Here is a 22,886-nt window from a genome sequence, read left to right as displayed (position 1 = left end):
TCATTTACTGATACCTTTTTGAGCCAAGCCCCGGCATTCCGATTGCTCTATTAACATGTGCATGATCCCCGCCTAAACCTGATTCGCGAACGATATTGGATCACACCATTTAGCAAAGAGCCTTGGGCTGTTCGTTGGCTAATCTTCTAGTCCAACACCATCAGGTTGATAAGTTTGAATACCGAGTTCAATAATACTTCTAGCTCTTACCACCTCTTGTTCAGTTGGGGTGGGGCAGTTTTCAAGGGGGTAAACCTTGCCCATCTGCTGCCATTTATAGACACCCATGCGGTGGTACGGCAGCAACTCAAGTTTCTCTACATGATCTAATGATCCAATGAACATGCCAAGTTCTAACAAATCCTTGTAATCGTCTGTCCAGCCTGGAACTAAGACGTGACGAATCCACAAAGGTTTGTTGATCTCATTTAGATGATAAGCAAACCGTTTAATCCGATCATTCGGTTGAGCTGTTAACGTGATATGCTTATCCGAATTCATTTGCTTCAAATCTAGCAGTACCAAGTCGGTTACATGTAAAAGTTCCTGAGCATGGTTTGGCTCACAAAATCCATTAGTATCGAGTACGGTATGCAGTCCCCATCGTCGTTTGCACTCGGCAAACAGGCGCGCCAGGAAGGGAGCCTGCAAAGTGGGCTCCCCACCCGTGACGGTTATACCTCCGCCTGAGTGCTGGTAGTACGCCAGGTACGGCTCAATCTCGTTCATTATTTCCTCTACGTCCATTTGTCTGCCGGCATTCATCTCCCATGAATCCGGATTATGGCAGTATTGGCACTGCAGTGCACAGCCCTGCATGAAGAGCACAAAGCGAATGCCCGGACCGTCAACGGTGCCGAAGGTGTCGAAGGAATGTATGCGTCCTTTCATCGGTCTGCGCTCCTCTCATCTTACATCGTGCCATGGAATGTACGATGGATCACATCAAGCTGCTGTTCACGCGTCAGCTTGATGAAGTTTACTGCATAACCGGATACGCGAATCGTCAGCTGCGGATACTGTTCTGGATGCTCCATCGCATCCAGAAGTTGCGCGCGGTCGAACACATTAATATTCAAATGATGGCCTTGATTCGCCATATAGCCATCCAGCAACGAAACCAGATTCTCTATGCGAGTCTCTTCTTCACGACCAAGAGCCTTCGGTACGATGGAAAACGTGTTGGATATGCCGTCTTGGCAATGCTCATAAGGGATCTTTGCTACGGAAGCGAGCGATGCCAATGCGCCCTTCCGATCACGCCCGTGCATCGGGTTAGCACCCGGTGCAAAGGGCTCTCCGGCTTTGCGGCCATCCGGTGTGCTGCCAGTCTTTTTGCCATATACGACATTGGAAGTAATCGTCAGTACGGACATCGTAGGCACTGCACCCCGATACGTTTGATGCTTCCGAATCTTAGTCATAAACGTTTCAGTCAATTGAACGGCGATCGCGTCTACACGCTCATCATTGTTGCCGTATTGTGGGTATTCACCCTCGATTGCAAAATCAAACGCGATCCCCTGTTCGTTGCGGATCGGACGGACCTTCGCATACTTGATCGCACTCAGCGAATCGGCGACGACAGATAGACCCGCGATTCCCGTAGCCATGGTGCGAACGATTTCACGGTCGTGAAGCGCCATTTCCAGCCGTTCGTAGCAGTACTTATCGTGCATATAGTGAATGACGTTAAGCGTATTGACATACAATTTTGCCAACCACTCCATCACGGTGTCGAATTTCTCCGCGACTTCTTCATAAACCAGCACTTCGGAAGTCAAAGGAGCCAATTCTGGTCCAACCTGTATACCCAGCTTCTCATCCACCCCGCCATTAATCGCATAGAGCAGCGCTTTGGCCAAATTGGCGCGGGCGCCAAAAAACTGCATCTGCTTGCCGATTCGCATAGCGGATACGCAGCAAGCGATGCCGTAATCATCGCCAAAATAAGGGCGCATCAAATCGTCATTTTCGTATTGGATCGAGCTGGTCTCGGCCGATACCTTAGCACAGTATGCTTTGAAGCCACCTGGCAGCTGTGTGGACCACAGTACCGTCAAGTTTGGCTCAGGGGCAGGTCCCAAATTGTACAAGGTATGCAGGAAGCGGAACGAATTTTTCGTAACGCGCGCTCGTCCGTCTAGCCCCATACCGCCAATCGACTCAGTTACCCAGGTGGGATCTCCACTGAAGAGCTCATTATAGTCAGGCGTACGCAAGAATTTAACAATACGCAGCTTCATGACAAAATGGTCAATCAGCTCCTGCGCCGCCTCTTCTGTTAAAATTCCATCGCTCAAATCTCGTTCGATATAAATATCGAGGAAGCTCGATACACGACCAAGACTCATCGCAGCACCATTTTGCTCCTTAATGGCGCCCAAATAAGCGAAGTACAGCCATTGAACGGCTTCAGCGGCATTCGAAGCTGGCTCTGAAATATCGTAGCCGTAGGCGCTTGCCATCTGCTTCAACTCGCTCAAGCTGTGGATTTGCTCGGATATTTCTTCGCGTAGCTGGATGATATCCTCTGTGATCGAATCGACCTCTAACTGCAGGAGATCGCCCTTCTTTTCCAACATCAGGCGGTCTACGCCATAGAGGGCAACGCGCCTGTAGTCGCCAATAATGCGACCACGACCGTAAGCATCCGGTAACCCCGTAATGATCGCAGCTTTACGCGCTGTCTTCATTTCCGAGGTATAGGCGTCAAACACACCTTGATTGTGCGTTTTGCGAATGTCCGTAAATAACTGAACAATTTCCTGCGGAAGCTTATAACCATAAGCCTCGCAAGCATCCATCACCATGCGAATACCACCAAAGGGCTGAACAGAACGCTTCAGCGGCGCATCGGTTTGTAAGCCTACGATTTTCTCTTTCTTTTGTTCAATGTAGCCTGGCGCGTGCGAGGTAATCGTCGACACGGTATGGACATCGACGTCCAATACCCCACCATTTTCCCTCTCCTTACGGGTAAGGTCGCTTAACATGCGCCACAGCTCTACCGTTGCTTCCGTAGGACCTGCAAGGAAAGATTGATCACCTTTATAAACAGTCATATTTTTATCGATAAAATCCTTCACATCGATGCTGTTGGCCCACTTACCTCGCATAAATCCTCTCCAGCTGCCTGCTTTTAAATCCGATTCTTGTATCGCCATAACGGCACCTCCTTATTGATCTTACTCGAACTTTCCGTAAAAAGCGTTTCGGTAAACGTCCGCCAATTCTGTAACTAACGGCATCCGCGGATTCGCGGTTGTACATTGATCTTCAAACGCCCGATCTGCCAAGTAATCTACGCGTTTCTCGAATTGTTCAGCGTTGAAACCAAGATCCAGAAACTTCTCCGGAATGCCAAGTGTTATGTTCAGCTTACGAATCGCCTCGATAAGGCTGCCCACGCCTTCTTCCGTAGTCTTGGCAGGAAGCCCAAGCATGCGTGCAATCTCTGCATAACGCTGATCAGCGATGAAGTGATCATATTTCGGGAACGAAGTAAACTTCGTCGGCTTCTGGGCATTGTACCGGATCACATGCGGCATCAGAATCGCATTGGTGCGTCCATGCGCCGTATGATATTCCCCTCCCCATTTATGTGCCAAGCTATGGTTAATGCCAAGGAAGGCATTGGCAAAAGCCATTCCGGCAATGGTTGAAGCATTATGCATTTTCTCACGCGCAACTGGATCCCCCGTTTCAAAGGATTTCACCAAATTATGGAACACCAGCTGAATTGCCTTCATCGCCAAGCCATCGGAGTAATCGTTCGCCATGACGGAAACATAGGCTTCAATCGCATGGGTTAGGACGTCCATGCCCGTGTCGGCAACTGCTGTTTTCGGTAAGCTGTACACATAGTCAGGATCAATGATGGCTACATCCGGTGTCAGCTCATAATCAGCAAGCGGATACTTGGTATTGCCTTTTTCCTTATCTGTGATCACGGCGAAAGAAGTTACTTCCGAGCCTGTGCCTGAAGTCGTTGGAATGGCGACAAATTTCGCTTTGCGTCCCAGACGCGGATATTTGTAAACCCGTTTGCGGATATCCATGAATTTCTGCTTGAGCGCATCAAAGCTAGTATCAGGATATTCATAGAACAGCCACATCGCCTTGGCCGCGTCCATCGGAGAGCCTCCACCTAATGCGATAATGCAGTCTGGCTGGAAGCTGACCATTTGAGCCCGGCCGCGTTCTACCGTTTCAACCGACGGATCTGGCTCCACGTCGGAGAACACCTCAATACAAACGGGAAGCTGGCGCTTACGGAGATAATATTCCACTCGCTCTACGTAACCGAGCTTTACCATTATAGGGTCCGTAACGATCATCACCCGTGTAATCTCAGGCATTTTCTCCAAGTACTGCGTGGCGCCTTTTTCAAAGTAAATCTTCGGCGGTATTTTGAACCATTGCATATTGACGGTCCGGTAAGCTACCCGCTTGACATTGATCAAATTGACCGCGCTCACGTTGGAGGTCGTAGAATTATGACCATAGGAGCCACAGCCCAGCGTCAGGGATGGCAGGTTGGTGTTATAAATATCACCGATCGCGCCGTGCGTGGAAGGTGAATTGACAATAACGCGTCCCGTTTGCAGCTTATTGGAGAAGGCTTGAGTGACCTCCGCATTATGCGAGTGGATAACGGACGAATGGCCCATGCCGCCGAATTTGACGACTTCCACAGCCCGGTCTATCCCTTGTTCAGCATTTTTTACTTTGTAGCAAGCGAGTACAGGGCTTAATTTTTCAGCTGATAAGGGGAAGGCCTCGCCAACTCCAGTTAATTCCGCGACCAAAATTTTCGTTACCGCCGGAACCTTGATGCCCGCCATTTCGGCGATTTTCGCAGCAGACTGACCGACAATAGCAGCATTCACCGCACATTTTTCGGCGTTGATCACAAGCTTGGAGACGGCTGCCGTTTCTTCTTTATTCAGGAAGTAGCAGCCTTGATCAGCCATCAATCTTCTTGTTTCCGCGTAGACGGCTTCCTCAATGATGACGGCTTGCTCGGAGGCACAAATCATGCCATTGTCGAACGTCTTGGATAAAATCAAATCGTTGACAGCCTGCTGTAAATTCGCTGTTTTTTCAATGAAACAGGGCACGTTGCCGGGTCCAACGCCCAATGCTGGTTTCCCTGTACTGTAGGCTGCTTTTACCATCGAAGAACCTCCTGTAGCAAGTACAAGCGCGACGTCCGGATTATTCATCAGCAGCTGGGTTGCTTCCACGGATGGGTGCTTCACCCATTGAATACAGTGCTCAGGCGCTCCCGCCTTCACAGCCGCTTCAAGTAACGTTGCAGCTGCAGCGGCACTTGATTGTTGAGCAGATGGATGGAAGGCGAAGATGATCGGGTTGCGGGTTTTTATCGCGATTAACGATTTGAACATCGTAGTTGAAGTCGGATTCGTGACTGGCGTAACGCCAGCGATAATACCAACCGGTTCAGCTACCATCTGATAGTTCTCATATGGGTTTTCCTCAATAACACCCACCGTTTTGTGGTTCTTAATACTGTGGTAGATGTATTCCGTAGCGAATAGATTCTTCGTGATTTTATCCTCGTAGACGCCGCGCCCGGTCTCCTCTACAGCTAATTTGGCAAGCACCATGTGCTTATCGATGCCAGCAAGAGCCATGTACTGCACAATATGATCAACCTGTGCTTGATCCAGCTTCAGAAATTGCTGCTGAGCTTGCTTGGCTCTAGCCATCAGTTGATTGACCTCATCTTGGGCCGAAATATGTTCGGTCACCTTCGCTTCCTTCGTTGTCATGCTCCATCCACTCCTTTTATCTCTAGTAATTTCCAACCGTTTGTGTCGTTTGTTCTACTTTAAGATTAGGCTTAATTAGAACCCTTAACTATGATGTAAATCACAATAGGAAATTTGTAACTTGAACAGTTTGTGAATTAATTCACATATTATCTTGTAATTTAGGTGGCAGTTTTAAGTTCATACAACCTGCCACCATTTTATTTCTCTAACAAGCAAACTACCAAGCAATGAACCCTTTCGTACCCAGGCTGGACTCGTAATCCTATCCATCAAGGGGATCGTATAAGCGAAAAACTTGAGTAGCACCGACAGGCCAAACCACATACGCCAACGATCCAAGTATGTTGGTTTGGCTTCAGCCATTGTCACCAATTAGGTGATAGTGTTCGCTAGGTGGCTTTTACCCCCACTCTCTTTACATACGTTATTTTGGCAAATCTTCTCTAAGAAGCATAGCCTCATAATCCTCCAACGACTTGATACTGGAAACAAAACTCAAATCCACACCGTTGTCAGATAAGAATTGATCACCAAGTTCACTCCAGAAGGCAACCTTAAGCAAAGCCGAAACGTGAGTCTCCCCTTGTTTTAAAAGTGGTACGATGTGTGACGCGCATGCTCGATCATAGATGCCGTGTAATGGATGAATCTCGCCAGCCACCAAAGGTACAACCGCTTCAAAGCCATCCAACTTTCTGTTCAGCAATAACCTAGCGGCTGTACTGGATATAAAAGGCATATCGCATCCGACTACCCATACGGATGTATGCTTCGCCAGAGACAATGCTGCATGCATCCCTCCAAGTGGGCCATGATCCTCAAAAAAATCACTTATTATGCGAACTGAACGATCGACTATATTTAAATAGGGTTTAGGATCATTAGTGACAACAATCAACTCATCGCATAATTCTTTCATACGATCAATTTGCCGAGCAATTAAAGGCTTTCCGCCAAATGGAAGTAATGCCTTCAGTTCTCCCTTCATTCGACGATTTTCTCCTCCTGCCAAAATAACTCCTGAAAGCATGACGATCACTTCTCCTTTTCAAATTTATGTATAGTTCCACTTTAGACAAAATAACTTGGTCTGTAAGTGAATAATGTCACACTCCCCGCAAGTACTGTTGCGACATACCTACATATTTATCTGAAAAGGCATAGGATTGGCGAGTGGACCCTATTCGCCAATCCTTACAAATAATTAAAAACTCGCTTGGTAAAAAACGATTATTTAAATACGCAGCTAACGTTCGCAAAAAATGCTATTCCAAATAGCTTCGGAAACTGGAAGAAGAAAACGCTGAATCTATGTAGCTTTGACTATGGTATCGATTTTGTACCATAGGTCTTCAACTTGCACATGCTGCAGAGCATTCAGGAACGGTTTCTGATCATCCACATATAATTCGCTATCCAAATAGTATAGTTTTTTATCATTTAAGCATTGCTGAATATAATCGGCATGAACCATGCTCTTGTCTTTCACATTAGCTGCAAAAGCTTGTAGCTTGGGCAACGCATTTTTTTGATAGTCAAGCCATGAGTGATGGAAACCGGCCGGTTCATCCAAACAATAAATCTCATGACGCAGCGCTTCTGCAATCCCTTTCTTCCTTAAATAATCCGATGAGAAAGGCATGCTTTTGAAATAGCGGCCAGTCATGGCGAAAACCCTATAGCTCCAATGAGGGGCACCATGATTGGAACTGCAAAACAGATTCAAGAAAAACGCCGAATAGTGCATCTTTACCGTAATAATCTGGCGTCTCTTTACCTCTGTAACAATACGATCTACCCATCGGCTGTCAATGATCTCATCAAAATCCGCCAAAATAATCACGTCGTTATCCGCTACCCGTTCACGCAAAAGCAATGTGCACATATTTCGTTGATACGCCTCGTTATGAAACGCACTATTGTAACTAAGTAATCGCCAATACCAACGTTCGAAATTTACTTCCTTGCACGTTAGAGGATTAAAGTATAATTGGTGCTTATTCGGTTTATGAAATAAATGATCTGCTTGGATAGGATGATAAATGACCTTCGGTCCGACATGCGCCTGGTTAAAGTTGTAGGGTTTATCCGCATAACTAAACGTTTTATTCGCTTCAACGACATGGAGTTCATCTATCCACGAAGCATTTTCCCGCACTTTAATATCTGCTACCCGATTTTCATTAAAAAAAGGACAAAATTCGTATATTTTCATACCTGTAAGCTCCCTTCGGTTGCAAAAGTACATTCATGAAAACGGATGAGACGGTGCAAATGCTGGGAAAACAATCGCATCAGCTTGGCGATCGTATCCACTTCATAATGCAATGAGCTGAAGTAGCAGGTCAATTGCAATCGGTCGGGGTTCAAAGTTACCGTCATGTTTAACCAATAAGCGGACGGGTTGTCTGGCGAATTGGTGTCTCCATAGTGGACAGACAGAGGCTGGTAGAAAGGGTCGCTTAGTCTATTTGTTTCTTGGGACATATAGTGAAACAGCATATGACTGGCATCTTCGAGCGATTCACTGCCGTCATGGAACTCCGGAAGCATGTGCTGTAATACGAAATAATCCATCCCTTCCATCGGAATGTGTTGCAGAGTCTGTTTGACATTTTCCAGTAGGCTACCGTAATGCCTGTTTATAAAATCTTGTTCCCCAGCATAAATTCGCACCGGATATGCCCCGGCGAAAAAACCGATCGTCCGATCAATCGAGATATTCGGTAAAAAAGATTCACGTTGATGAGACATCAAGTGCATCAACAGACCCGTTTGATTTTTCAAATCATAGCACGTCATGGACAGCGCAACGAGCAATAAAGCAAGCGGTGTCGTATGCTGCTCAGCGGCATAGGTATGTAGAAAACTCATGCTGGCCTCTCCTTCAAGGAGATCACCTGACGAAGTTACCATGTGTCGGTGGGTAGGTCGAATATCTGACATCATATCTACCTGTAACGACCTGTCTTCTTCTACAACCTCTCGCCAGTAGTCTGATGACTTTGCCGTAACTCCCTTCATTGCGTATTGGGTTAAAGCTTGGCACCAGTCTCTATAGCTGCTTTCTTTTCCGCCATCCAACGCCAAATCTGTTTCATTTCTCTGCAGGAGAAGCTTTTTTAAATCATCCAAAAAGATGTTCATGGAGATGCCATCAAAGATCAAATGATGGAACAAGACCAGGAGTACTTGCTGCCTCCTGCCAAGATAGCCGTCTATCAGCACAGCTTTCCATAAAGGGCCTTTACGAATGTCAAATTCATCTTGCAGCTCCGCGCAGTAATTAGAAATAAATGTGTCATGCTGCTCCTTGACTTCCTCCAGATGGATGTAGGCAAAAACTCGCTCCAAATCAACTTCTTGCTCATATTGATACCACTCGCTGTTCTTGAGCTCAGCAAACGTTAACCGTAGCGCTGCATGTTTGTTGATCAGGGCCGTCAATCCTTGCTTCATTGCACGCTGCGTAATAAACGCCTTCAAAAGTCCGATGTAAGGGACATTAAACCTATTTCGGTTAAGTAAATCCCTTTTGAAAAATCGTTTTTGCACGGCTGACAGCGGAAATCCATCATATGGATAAGTTGGAAGCAGCGCCTCGCTGCAAGCTTCTGGCTGAACTGTAGTGAGAGAAGGATAAGCATTTCCACTTATTGCGCGCGCTAAATTCTCAATTGTTTGTTCTCGGAAAATTTGGTTCACAGTTACAGGATAACCGCTCTTGTGGAGAAGGCTTGCAATCCGAAGGGCATGAAGAGAGTTCCCTCCTAATGTATAAAAACCCTCATCCATTCGGATGTGCGGAATCTTCAACACATCACACCATAAAGTCTCAATTGTTTGTTCCAATACGGTTTTCGTTCTTGAATCTGAATCCCTTTCCCGCTGCCTTTGGAGCGGAAGCGGCAATCTCTTACGGTCAATTTTCCCGTTAATCGTTAACGGAAACGACGCCAGTCTTACAAAACGGGAAGGGACCATATAAGCAGGAACGCTGCTAGTCATATGAGCGCGAAGTTGCTCTTCCGACTCAATCTGGTCGGACGTATAATAAGCAACTAACTGCTTGTCATCATGAAGGTTCCGCACAAGAACCAGGCATTCCTTAATCGTGAGGTAGGCCTTAAGATGAAGCTCAATTTCTCGAGGCTCGATCCGGTAACCGCGAATTTTCAACTGATCGTCGACTCGTCCGATGAATGCGATGTTTCCATCTTGAAGCCACTTCGCTCGGTCCCCAGTGCGATACAAAACCTGATTTCTACCTTTTTCACGATCTTCGTCGGAAGCATATACATTCTGAATAAATTTTTCCCGTGTCATGTCGTCTTGCAACCAATAGCCCCGTGCGACGCCATCACCGCCTACATACAACTCCCCTACTGCTCCTATAGGCTGGACACGCCCCCACTTGTCCAAAATGTAACAAGTCGAATTGCTAATCGGTTTGCCAATGGGAATGGCATTCTGTAAAGTATCTTCAACCTGATAGCTTGTCGAAAATGTTGTGTTTTCGGTAGGTCCGTATCCGTTCACTATGGACAAGCAAGGGTTAACTTGCTTTATGCGGTTTATATGCTTTGTCGATAACACATCCCCGCCAACCAACAGCCAATGGAGTTTGGCAAATAGACTCTCACTTGCTTCAATCCACTGATTGCATAAGGAAGAACTGAGCCATAATGAATTAATCTCCCACTTGTTCATTCGCTGCGCTAACAAATTAACAGTGAGAAGCTCATCTTTTGGAACGATATATAAGCTGCCTCCGTTTAACAAAGTCCCCCAAATTTCAAACGTGGAAGCGTCAAAAACTGGAGAACCCGTATATAACATCCTGATTTTCGGATTAAATGGGAAGTAATTGGTGTTCTTGACCAAACGAACGACATTGCGATGTTCAACCATGACGCCTTTCGGTTTACCGGTCGAACCCGATGTATACATAACATAGGCCAATTGATCGCAGACTGGAGGTAAAAAGTTGCCCGCTGCTCCTTTTCTCATCTCCCGCACATTGTCGTCTTCCACAACAATCAGATTCATCCCATCCAACGCTTTTATGTTATCATCTGCACACAAGCGCGAGGTGATGACCGTGTCTAGAGCGGCATCCCGTAAGATTTCAGCGACTCTTTCCATTGGATAATCAGGGTCTATCGGTACATAAGCGCATCCCGCTTTTACAACGCCTAAAATAGCAGTAATAAATTCCAGCGACCTCGGCAAATATACGCCGATCAGCTTCTCCCGGAACACCCCTAGCTCCACCAGCAGATGGGCAATATGCTGAGAAATTTGATCCAGCTCGCTATAAGATAACGTCCGGTCATATCCAACTAACGCAGTACGATCAGGCTGAAGATTGACTTGTTCCTCAAACAAATCCGGAATGGAGCTGTTCCTCGGATAGCTTGTGAACGTGCGGTTCCAATCATAGACAAGCTTATCGCTTTCGTCTCCATGCAGTACCACAACGTCTCGAATCGAACGTTCCGGGTTCTCCATCGCAAAATGCATAACATTCTGCAACTGCTGCGCTAACCGACCAATCGTGTCTGGCTCCAATCGATCGGCATCGTAGATAAACTTAATCGTTATTCCATCCTCTTCATCAGAAATAGTGATCGTTACCGGATAATTTGTTTTCTCGTACTCCTCTACATCGATAAATTCAAGTTCGCCCGAAGGCTGGCGATAATCGCTCAAATAATTTTCAAACGCAACGATACTATGAAATAAGGTATTTCCTTGCACCGAACTCCAATTGCGAAGCTCGCTCAAACCCACATGACAATAATCATTCAGCTGATGAATAGTAACATGCAGTTCCTCCAGATATTCGACGATGGTTCTCTCCGAGTCCCAGCGCATAACCAAAGGAAGCGTATTAATCAGCAATCCTGTGATGCGGTCTGCCTGCAATAGATCAGTCCCTCTCCCGGAAACAACCATACCGAATACGGTTATATCGGTATCCTGATACGTTTGTAAAAGCTTTCCCCAAGCAAACTGTACTAACGTGTTAAGGGTAATTCCCTTTCGTTTCACCCATGCTTTCATGATCCGCGCCGTGCTTTGCTCGATGAAAAGGGTTTCTGATTGCTGACTTACGATCGCTTTATGCGCTTCAGGGTTTGCCGCGATGATCTCCATTGGCACTGGGGTTGGCTCTGTCACATCAGCCAGATACGACTTCCAAAATGACTCCGCGTCTGTCCGATCTTTAAGCTGTAGCCACTGGATATAGGTCTGGAAGGACTGCAGCTGATGGTAAGGAGGCGTATATCCTCGAGAGCCACAGTAGATGTCATGAAGTCGATTAAGCAGCAGAGGCATGCTCCAGCCATCCAATAGGATATGATGGTAGCTCCACACCACCCTCCATGCTTCCGAGCTAATCCGAATAAAAGCCAGCCTGTAAGGATTCGGCTTAGCAAGATCAAAGCAGCGGGCACGATCCTGGATGAACCACTGGTTGATCCGGTCCTTCTGCTGATCCTTGGATAATGCAGACCAATCCAGCTCCGTCCAATCCAGCTCCGTCCTTTGGACAACAAACTGTATGGGTGCTTCAGCATTTTCCCAAACATAGCAAGTCCGCAAACAGTCATTTTCTTGAATGAGCTTGCCCCATGCTTCCCGATAACGCTTCAGATCCAAACCGGAATAACTGCGATATGTCCAGCTTACTTGCACGAAATATTGATCGGATGACGGATTGTCGAGATGATGAAATAGTAGTCCTCTTTGCAGCGGGCTTAGCGGAAGGATGCTTTCCAAACCATACCGAGTGTGATACATAGGTAGGATTCGATCTAACTGTTTTTGTACAAGTGAAGCCATTGGGAAATCACTCGGCGTAAATGTTTCATCTACTTTCTGGCTACAATGATCAATGATCTGTTGAAGATGTGAAAAGAATAGACCCATAAAATGAGCAATTGTCGATTCTTCATAATGCTGGCTGCTGTATTTCATGAATAAATGAAGCTCTTCATGAACGACGGAGCTGTTGAGTTCCAAAAGGCTCGTTGCATGATTCAGAGGTGAAATATCATCCTGCGCAGTCTCACGAGTAAAGCTAGTCCAGCTGTCCCGTTCACTCGCTTCTTCCTGATTCTCAAATTGGCCCAAATAGTTGAAAACGGCCTGAGGATAAGATCCGGTCAATGTACTTCGGATCGCTTCATCGGGATGGCAATACCGAAGTGCGCCATAAGATATGCCGCGATCCGGAATGGCGCGCAGCTGCTCTTTGACAGATTGGATCGTCTCTCCCAACGTGCCTTGCTCAGCAATCTCTATACATACGGGATACATAGACGTGAACCAGCCCACTGTTCTCGTCAGATCCATATCGGCCACAACGTGTTCACGTCCATGTCCCTCCAGCCGGAAAGCGACCGTGCTTTGTCCGGACCACTTGGATAAAGCCAGCGACCATGCCGTAAGAAGCAGGTCGTTAATTTGTGTATGATAAGCGCGGGCACACTGCTTTAAGAGCCGTTGTGTGTCGTTCCGGGAAAGCTTAGCGACATGCTGTTCATAGGCATTGTCGCTAAGCTTGTTCAAGTAAGCATCTACTGGCAGAACGAATGAGGTGGATTTAGTTTGCTTTTCGATCCAGTAGTCCCTATGTTCTAATGCTCTCTCCTGCTGTGCATAGATCATCAGAGCGGCTTGCCACTTCTTGTAGGAACTTGATACAGGGGGAGGTTCAACTCCGCAATACAACTGATATAAATCTTTAAGTAAAATTCGCCATGAGACCCCGTCTATGACCAAATGGTGAATGGCGACAAACAGACGGTCTTTGCCGTCGGGATGTCCTTTGATTACACCCGCATATAGCATTTCCCCGGCTTCATAGTTTAACGCGCTATGCCACTTTCCACATATCTTACGTATCTCCTGTTCGGGTTCCTCCACCCCATGGAGCGTGTAAGTTGCAATACGGGCTTCCACAACATTCATACGATACCTTTGGACATAGGACATATCGCGCGGTATCACTTCCATGGTCAGTTCAGGATGGAGCTGTAGCAACCGCTCAAAAGCAACCTCCAGTCTGTCGATATCACAAGGGTGAAGCGAGATCAATTGAGATTGGTTAAAATAGTTTGATGCTTGGAAACGCTGTTCAAAAAACCAGTGCTGAATCGGCGTTAGTCCGAACTCGCCCACCATGTCGATGGCTTCCTCATGCTTATCTTTCCGTTCTTCCCAAATGACCACTGCGGATAGTTTTTTTACAGTTGGGTATTCCGCAACCAATCTTGGTGTCACAGCCAGTCCCTGCTCCCGAGCCAAAGATACCATCTGAATAGCGAGGATCGAATCGCCTCCAGCTGCAAAGAAGTGGTCGTTGACCCCTATATGCTCCTGCTTTAACATATCGCGCCAAATACGAAGCAGCTTACTTTCAGCATCATGTTCCTCTGTACCCTCACCTTGCTCGCGCTTGCTCACGAAGGTGATTTTGTCAGAGCCTATTTGATTGGGCAGCGGTAGGGCGTGCCGATCCACTTTGCCGTTTGTATTTAAAGGAAGAATATCCATCTGGATATAGAAGGACGGAATCATATAATCAGGCAGAACGGACGACAAGTGATGCGCTAGATTGGCAGATGCCAATTCCTCTCTGGCGGTATAATAAGCGACCAATTTCTGAAAGGCTCCATCCTGCCATGCCCTCACCATGCACTGTACAATACCCGGATATTGATGGAGACAGTGTTCGATTTCACCATATTCGATGCGGAAGCCCCTGATCTTGATCTGATCGTCGTTTCGGCCAATAAACGCTAATTCCTTACTCGGCGTCCACTTCACTATATCCCCCGTCCTATAAAGCCGGATCGTCTGTGGTGGATGGCCTTCTTTCATGACGATGTCACGATCCACGAATCGTTCCTTCGTCAGCTCCCCACGATTCAGATATCCTCTGGCAAGGCCTATACCTCCCACCCACAATTCGCCCGGAACACCAATAGGAGCGGGATTGCCAAATGGATTTAATACAAATAACTGTTTATAATCGACAGGACTTCCGATTGTAACCCTCTTTCCAGGTTGGCAGTGACCCACAGAACAAATGATTGTCACTTCAGTCGGACCATATGCGTTCAGCAAACGATAATCCGCTCCCCAACGACTGACAATATCCGAGGTGCAAGCCTCCCCGCAGCAAATAATCGTTTGCAAACTAGGAAGCTTTTGTTTATTCATTGTCCGAAGAATCGACGGGAGCAGTACAGCAATATGAATATTTTTCTCCAAAATCACATCCGAAACATCCATATGAGGGGGATGTTCCTCATCTGAAAGTACGACGACAATACCACCCACCGCCAAGGTAGCAATCCATTCTAAAACGGAAGCATCGAAACTGATTGAAGCAAACTGCATGACCCTTGATTCCGCAGTAATCCTGAATTTCTTGACCAAATAAGGAATCAAAGCTGTAACTCCGACATGTTCAATGAGGACTCCCTTCGGTTTCCCCGTAGAGCCTGATGTATAGATCACATAAGCCAAATCGTTTGGTTTTGCGTAAATACCCAAATTCTCAATCATACCACTTGGTTGTGCAAACATGTCATCGACACAAAGGATTGACTGTCTAGGAATGTGAGGAGCAATACGATACAATTTCTCGAGTAGTTTACTTTGTGTAATAATAAGTCCAGCTTGCGCATCTTCCAGAATAAACCGGATTCGTTCATCTGGATAACGGGGATCAACCGGGAGGTAGGCCGCTCCTGCTTTCATAACCCCTAATATGGACGGCAATACATCAGCGCTTCTTTCCATAACAATCGCAATGATTGTGTTCGGTTTTACATCAACATCCTCGGTTGACCGATAAGTCTCAAGAACGTTACGACCTACGAGGTTCGCTCGATGGTTTAATTCACAATAAGTTATCTTTTGCTGCTGAAACTCCAAAGCAATCGCAGCCGGCGTTCGCTCTGCCTGTTCTTCTACCATTTGATAGAAGGGTTTAATCGCTGAGTATGGTTCTTCGGTATCCTGCCATCTCATCGTGGTTGGCTCCAATTCCGCTTCGGTAACAAGTGGATGCATCAGCACAGGTTTTTGCGGATACTTCAGAACGTTAGCCAATACGACACGGAAATGCCCCACGAGTTGGTTAATCCATGATTCCTCGAAGTGATTGCTGTCATATTGTACAATGCCTTCCAACGTATTCACGTCGTAATGAAACCAGAATGCGATATCTGGCTGATAGAAATCTGTGCTGTTCACGTACTCGCACGAAGCATCCACAGTCAGCAGCCATTCCTTGTCATGCGCTTCAAAAACGCCAATATTGAAGAAATCAGCTTTCTCTTTCTCTATCTCTATCTCTAGCCTGTAACCTTGGTCACGACTTGACCATACGTTATCCCTGTTGTCGCCGTCCTGTTTACCTTCATCCAAAAGTATCTTGATCTTATTAGTAACAGTGATAAGATCGTCTTCAGAGTGAATATCCATTTCGAGTGGGAAGCGCGTAATGGGTAGATCCTGTTGCTTGATTGGAGGCAGCACGGTATACAAGACAGGCACTTTGTACTGGTTGGCGTAGTGGGATAGCAATACCGACCATGCAACTGTGAGCAAAGAAGGTATACATACTTGATCTGTAAAATCAAGCATTGACCTGTAATGGCTGGGCTCAAAAGAAACTTGCACAAAAGCGCTGTTCATCTCTTTGCTACTCCTACTCTCTTTAAGAGAAGGCAACGGCAGATAATGTCTGCTTACTTTCAAATTGTCATAGACATGATAGGTTAACGTATCCATAGCCTTCATTTACCTCCCTGTACTTACCGCGAATGCAGCCTCTGCAAAAGCATCTCTAACTTCGTGAACATCGATTCGATAACTGCAGCGCATCGTAAAGATAAGTCCATCCGCATACGATTTAGCAATACAATTGAAAAGCGAATAAATCGGTAGTAGGTTGGGTTGCTTAATGAAAGAGACGTCATAATCGTCCTTCGCCAACCTCCCCTCACTGCTGTTGCCCAAATAATTGAACATGAACATATCGAGATATTCGTACTGATCTCCACCATACATGTGCTCCCTTATCTTGAACTTGGGGTTATCCGTGGATGGATCATGAAGCAAATGCATAAAATTAACGTTTCGCTGCCTAAGGATATCCAGTCTCGCTTTTACCGATCGCAGCATTTCTTCAGGCTGCAAAGCTGCGTCAATGACAAGCGGCACCATATCAATAAACTCCCCAATAGTGTCGTAGTAAGTTATGGATTCATACGTTCTTCCCTCATAAACGAATAGGATCGGCAGCTTGTCCAGCCCCAAATATTTTTGTAATCCCTTGGTATATAAAGAAAGAGCCGACTCCAACGAATGATCCTTCGTCGGTACATAGATGTGAAACAAATACGATTCTTTACTCTTTCTATCGTCTAGCCTCTGCAAAATGTCCTTCTTGCCTTGATGAAAAACTTCGAGTTCAAACGCTGAGATCAATTCACACTCAGTGATTCCTTGCAAACCGTTTTGTATTTGCCTTACATACGCAGCATAAGGCTTAACTTCGCTGGATGGTGACGTTTTGCCATCGCATAAGCTTCTATAGTGTGTCATCAGCTGTCTCTCAAACGTTTCCATTGTAACCCGGTCACATATCGTATGGTTGAATAGTGTGAGGACGTAGTGCTCTCGCAGGTTCCATTTGACAAGGATCATTTGATACAAAATATGTTCTCCGCTGAATATCGTGTTTGTGATAAACATTTCTACCATTTCCATAAAAGCGCCTGACGGATTGCTATTCGACACGTCAACTACAAGCAGTGAGGGTGGTTGAACCAAATGAAAGGCATGCTCTTTCCAGAAAGTTGATCCTTCCTTATTAATAGGAACACTTCTCAGCAAGCCTTGATCTTTCACGAGTTGGATATATGCCTGATCCATATGTGTGTAGTCCACATATTCGTCCAACCTGATAACATACATGGTGGACGGTGTCTGAAATGAAATTTGCATTTGCTGTATCGGTCCTAACGGATACTCTAGCGTCAGCTGCCCCATTTGAACCCAATGATCTCTTTTCTCGTAGTCGCTCTGGATTCGCTCGCGAACGATGGCAACCTCAGCTGCTTCCATTTTTTCTAATCCTAAGCATCTGCGAAACTCCTCTTCATCCATTTCCTTGTGACAATCAATCTCGATTTTTTGATGTAAAGGTACGATATAATGAGGAGCAAGGCTCTTGGCAACTTTACCGCGTAAAACCTGCACGATTTTCTCAATATGATGCTGATCAATCTTATCGGTGTACAGCACATGGATATACACCATTTTTTGCTCGAAGCTCTTGACTCGATACGAAGCCCAGTCGTATACAGCTCCCGTTTCACGATGCAAATTTGAAATCATTTCATCCTTCATTGTAATAAGATCCGGTTTCTCACCAGCAGCTTGAAGATAATCTGCAATCGCATGAATAGACTTATAGTGGTAGATATCCGTCAATGTCACATGAAACCCCGCTTTTCCCATGCTCGACATTAAGAGCAGCGCTTTTAGCGAGTGACCGCCAAGGTCAAAGAAGCTGTCTTTGATGCCAATCTTCTCAAGCCCCAGCACCTCTTGCCAAATTTGCGCAAGCTGCTCTTCCTGCCGTGTACGAGGCGCCACATACGCTACCCCAGTTTGCAGTTCACCTTCCGGCGCTGGCAGCGCATTACGATCAATCTTCCCATTCGGCGTCAGTGGTAAGCGATCCAACTGCACAAAATACGATGGCATCATAAATGCTGGCAAATCTTGTGACAATACGCTCCTTAATTCGCTCCCAACAAGTTCTTTTTCGGCTACAAAATACGCACACATTATCTTTTGACCGCTTCCGTCTTCTCTAGCGATGACGGTTGCTTCCCTGAGCGATGTCACTTTCAACAACTGCGCTTCGACTTCACCCAACTCGATTCGAAATCCGCGAATCTTGACCTGCTCATCATTACGACCTATATACTCTATGGCTCCATCCGGCAGCCATCTTGCTAAGTCCCCTGTCCGGTACAGCTGTTCCCCCGGAACAAACGGATTGTCCACGAACTTTTCAGCCGTTAGCTCTGGGCGGTTGAAATAGCCGCGTGCCAGCCCGTCTCCTCCTGTGAACAGCTCCCCAACCACACCGATCGGCAAAATCTTCCTAGATTTATCTAGCACATACACACGCGTGTTGCTAATCGGACGGCCAATTGGAATCGACGTACGTTCTACATCTGCTAATTGGATCTCGCGGCAGCAAGTGAACGTTGTATTTTCCGTCGGACCGTAACCGTTAATCAGCCGCAGTTCACGATACTGCTCCAGCACTTTTTTCGCGTGGGACTTGGACACAACATCTCCACCGACCAACAATTGCTGGACGCCTTGCAGCGCTTGGAGCTGGTTCTCCACCATCACATGAAACAGTCCCGCCGTTAACCACAAAATCGTCACCTGATGCTGCTCAATGGCTTGTGCCCAATCCGTAAGCGATAGATTGCCAGGTGGCAAAATAACGAGCGTAGCCCCATTCAGCAAGCTTCCCCAAATTTCAAACGTAGCTGCATCGAAGGACACCGTCGAGCCCTGTAAAAATACATCGCTCTGCCTAATGTTTACATAGTTCGCGGAGGAGACAAGTCGCACTACCCCGCGATGCGTCACACATACCCCTTTCGGAATTCCGGTTGAGCCAGAAGTATAGATGATATATGCCAAATCGTCCGCTGCAGCCTGATTAGACGAAATCAGCCTGCTTGCATGGACCTCCGGCCACGCTGCCACCGTATCTAACACGACAGATTCAAGCTTATCAGGCAAGCTTCCCTGAAGATGGGCTTGGGTTAATACGACCTGGATCCCCGTATCTTCGAGCATCGCTGTTATCCGCACCTGTGGATAGGACGGATCAATAGGAACATAAACGCCTCCAGCTTTAAGTATTCCTAAGAGTCCGATCATCATCTCCAAGGACCTTTCTACAAATAAACCGACGACCGTACCTGCACTTACACCTAGATCCTCCAAACGGCAAGCGACCTTACCCGCTGCAACATTCAATTCCGCATACGTTAACCGATTGTCGCCAAACACTACCGCCACCGCATCCGGGTTTCGCTCCGCTTGCCTCTCAAATTGATGATGAATCGTCTGCTCACGCGGATACGCTGCTGCCGTATCATTAAACGTGTGCAGCAGTTGATACTGCTCGTCTTCCGTTAAAAACACCGCGTCTTCTATCCTAAGCTCCAACTGAAACAGCACAATAGTAAACAATTGATTTAAGTGATCTGCTACCTGCGTAATAAATGCTGGACTGTACAAATGCTCATTGTATAACATATTTAAATGGATCCGATTATTATTGATTTCAAATTGAAAAAACACATCGTAAACAACACTTTGGCTCGTATCAATGATATGCAGCTCTTTCAAAGAAACAAGTGTATGCACAACCGGAATACCTTGAATATCCTGTAGTTGCAAATGTTCTATCATTCTGCGAAATGGTATGCTTTGATGATTCAGCACTTCAAGGAGTGAACCCTTCAATACGTTCAGTAAAGATTTAAAGGTACTCTCCTTACTGATCTGCTCTTTAAGAACAATAACATCATCGATAGGCAGCCAACAATGATCTGGATTTTTGACAGCTGGCATCCCAACCAAGATGTTCTCTTCACCCGTGTATTTATAAAGTAAGCATTGTACACCTGCTAATAAAATCATGTATGCAGCGAGGTGAGATCTTCCAGACATCTGAAGAATTCTCTCAGACACATCGGGAGTTAACTCACTGGAAATAGCTTTAACCCTAACCTCAACATGATTTAGAGCTTTGCTATATGGAAGTATCGTAAGTGTTTCTTCACCATCAAATTTTTCGTTCCAAAACATGGACTCCTTCTCAAATGCCATCCCTATCTTCCTCCATTCTACCTGTTCGCCAAGTGTAAGAGTCATTGGTAAATGCATATGCATATCTAATTGTTATATATGGTTAATTATACCTTAAATAGCTCTTAATTAGGTTAATATTATATAAACGTTTTTATATTTAATTCTCGTTAGCGTAGCAACAAAGAGCTGATACATGCAGCCTCATAAACTGCTTTAGTGGATATTCATCTAAATTCCAATAAAAAACGCTTAATCCCTGAGTATATAAGGATCAAGCGTTTTTCTTTTTTGGTGACATACTATTCTGTTAGATACACACAATTTCTAAATAGGTGGAATTTGCTTCTATCGGAAATTTTCGGCATTCTCATTCAGAAAAACGTCTAGCGTGCGGGGCTCTCTACCAAGCAGTCGCTTGACAGTGTCCGTAGGCTTTTCTGGTATTATCGTAGACATCGTTTGAATTTCCACAACATGGTTCGCGAGCCAAGGAGGCATGTGCCCGTATTCGATTAGATTATGTAACAGTACTTGGGGCTCCATGTTGATGTAGCGTATCGGCCGAGCAAGTAGACTGGATAGTTTACTCGCAATTTGAGGATAGCTGAAAATCTCCGAACCGGTAAGCGTATAGATGTGGCCTGATGCCTCTCGGTTAGTCAGAACTTCTGCGGCAACATCCGCGATATCGCGACAATCAATGAAGTTACATGGTGAATCGCCCATGGAGCCGAAGAAAACATCTTGTGTAGTGACCGTTGGTGCAAGACGCAGTAAGTTTTGCATAAACGCATAAGGACGCAGAACAGTGTGTGTGATTCCAGACTCGCTTAAGGTTTTCTCAATTTCGTGATGCCAGCCTGCCACTGCGACGGGAGCAATCTTCTCAAAGGCAGGACTGGATATTTTTACAATGTGCTTGATGCCAGCTTCGATGGCAATGTGAATGATTGAAGTTTCCAACTCGATTTGTCTTGGGCTGTTGGACATTGCAAGGAAAAGTTGGCTAGCTCCTGCAAATGCACGACGCAGCGATTCAGGATCGGAAGCATCAGCCGATGCGACCTCAATCGTAGACCGACCTTTATCCCCAATCTGATTACGCAACTTCTCAGGCTCTCTGCTCAGTGCCCGGGCTGGGACTCCAAGATCCACCAAACGTTTCAAAAGCGCACTACCGATTGTACCTGTTGCTCCAATAATAACTATCATCTTTTACCGTCTCCTTTGAATGGAAACTTTGTTGTAACGGCAAGTCGCCACCGCCATGTCACTATCGTGCTTGCTATAAATCCAGATAACGGGAAATCGATCCAGACACCACCGACCAAGTCCAAATAATTAACCGGAATCATATCTCCGAGTAAATCAGATGTCACCCATGCGGCGAATAGGCCGAACAAAGCCCCTGCCAATGCGAACATTGCTACCACAACTAAGTGAGGTGTGTCGATGAGCCACCGATTACGGCCTTCTCGGCTTTGCAACCAATGGCCAAGCATCAAAGCTATCAAGCCCGATGTTCCACCAATTGTGGTCAATGCACCTAATTGAAGGCCTTTGTCGGCAGTGACCAATCCCCCGATACCTGCCATAATCGCAGGGGCTGCATAGGCCATTACAACTACACGCCACAATGCAAATTCATTTGCCTTGGAAACAGCAGACTTGATCCCGTAAGTACCGTCTGTCTGATTCGGGTAATTCATCTTGTTCATTTAGTTACTCCTTTCTTCTTTTTTAATATTTCAGCGAATATAATTAGCTACCTAACTATATGAGAGTGAAAGTGGGCTAGCATCACTAGCCCCGTTTTACTCCTTACTGATGTTTTCATGGATTAGCCAAGTTCGTCCGTAAGTGCTGAGATTCCTTGCTTCTACGTTAACTCAATGCGTTCCAAGAAATTTACAAGGTAATACTCCCCATTTACACTGCTGTCTAACAATACATATTTATAAAAAGGTGGAATCCGCTTCTACCGGAAATTTTCGGCATTCTCATTCAGAAAAACATCTAGCGTGCGGGGCTCTCTACCAAGCAGTCGCTTGACAGTGTCCGTAGGCTTTTCTGGTATTATCGTAGACATCGTTTGAATTTCCACAACATGGTTCGCGAGCCAAGGAGGCATGTGCCCGTATT

General features: G+C 46.0%; 9 protein-coding genes and 1 pseudogene. All 10 read right to left on the bottom strand.

The features are described 5' to 3' along the window. Positions 1–138 precede the first annotated feature (138 nt). Complete coding sequence (gene pflA / locus GK047_RS07285; protein ID WP_163943190.1) at positions 139–891, bottom strand: pyruvate formate-lyase-activating protein; 753 nt, start codon at positions 889–891, stop codon at positions 139–141. Between the two features lie 20 nt (positions 892–911). Next, positions 912–3,167 carry a formate C-acetyltransferase gene (gene pflB / locus GK047_RS07280; RefSeq protein ID WP_163943187.1) on the bottom strand — a complete coding sequence of 752 codons (2,256 nt, stop codon included), beginning with the start codon at positions 3,165–3,167 and terminating at the stop codon, positions 912–914. A gap of 21 nt (positions 3,168–3,188) precedes the next feature. Continuing rightward, complete coding sequence (adhE, locus tag GK047_RS07275) at positions 3,189–5,798, bottom strand: bifunctional acetaldehyde-CoA/alcohol dehydrogenase (RefSeq protein ID WP_163943184.1); 2,610 nt, start codon at positions 5,796–5,798, stop codon at positions 3,189–3,191. A gap of 427 nt (positions 5,799–6,225) precedes the next feature. Then, positions 6,226–6,831 carry a molybdenum cofactor guanylyltransferase gene (gene mobA / locus GK047_RS07270; protein WP_163943181.1) on the bottom strand — a complete coding sequence of 202 codons (606 nt, stop codon included), beginning with the start codon at positions 6,829–6,831 and terminating at the stop codon, positions 6,226–6,228. Between the two features lie 279 nt (positions 6,832–7,110). Next, a complete protein-coding gene (locus GK047_RS07265; protein ID WP_163943178.1) occupies positions 7,111–8,016 on the bottom strand; it encodes a glycosyltransferase family 17 protein in 906 nt (301 codons plus the stop codon). Then, positions 8,013–16,616 (bottom strand): non-ribosomal peptide synthetase, encoded by an 8,604-nt coding sequence (locus GK047_RS07260; RefSeq protein ID WP_240343782.1) that lies wholly within the window; start codon positions 16,614–16,616, stop codon positions 8,013–8,015. Before GK047_RS07260 ends, GK047_RS07265 begins: the two co-directional genes overlap by 4 nt. 9 nt (positions 16,617–16,625) lie before the next feature. Next, positions 16,626–20,762, bottom strand: coding sequence for a non-ribosomal peptide synthetase (locus GK047_RS07255; protein ID WP_163943174.1), 4,137 nt, complete (start codon positions 20,760–20,762; stop codon positions 16,626–16,628). 327 nt (positions 20,763–21,089) lie between these two features. Next, positions 21,090–21,956 carry an SDR family oxidoreductase gene (locus GK047_RS07250; protein ID WP_163943172.1) on the bottom strand — a complete coding sequence of 289 codons (867 nt, stop codon included), beginning with the start codon at positions 21,954–21,956 and terminating at the stop codon, positions 21,090–21,092. Continuing rightward, positions 21,953–22,462: a hypothetical protein gene (locus tag GK047_RS07245; protein WP_205516336.1), complete on the bottom strand. Its 510-nt coding sequence runs from the start codon at positions 22,460–22,462 to the stop codon at positions 21,953–21,955. The genes GK047_RS07250 and GK047_RS07245 overlap by 4 nt, the downstream gene beginning before the upstream one ends. A 260-nt stretch (positions 22,463–22,722) precedes the next feature. Beyond that, positions 22,723–22,886: pseudogene (locus GK047_RS29505) on the bottom strand (SDR family NAD(P)-dependent oxidoreductase); the annotation flags it as partial.

It is taken from the genome of Paenibacillus sp. SYP-B3998 (assembly GCF_010820665.1).
Lineage (GTDB): Bacteria > Bacillota > Bacilli > Paenibacillales > NBRC-103111 > Paenibacillus_E.
Note: the sequence above shows the minus strand (reverse complement) of the source record. Positions and strands in the feature narration are given on the sequence as shown.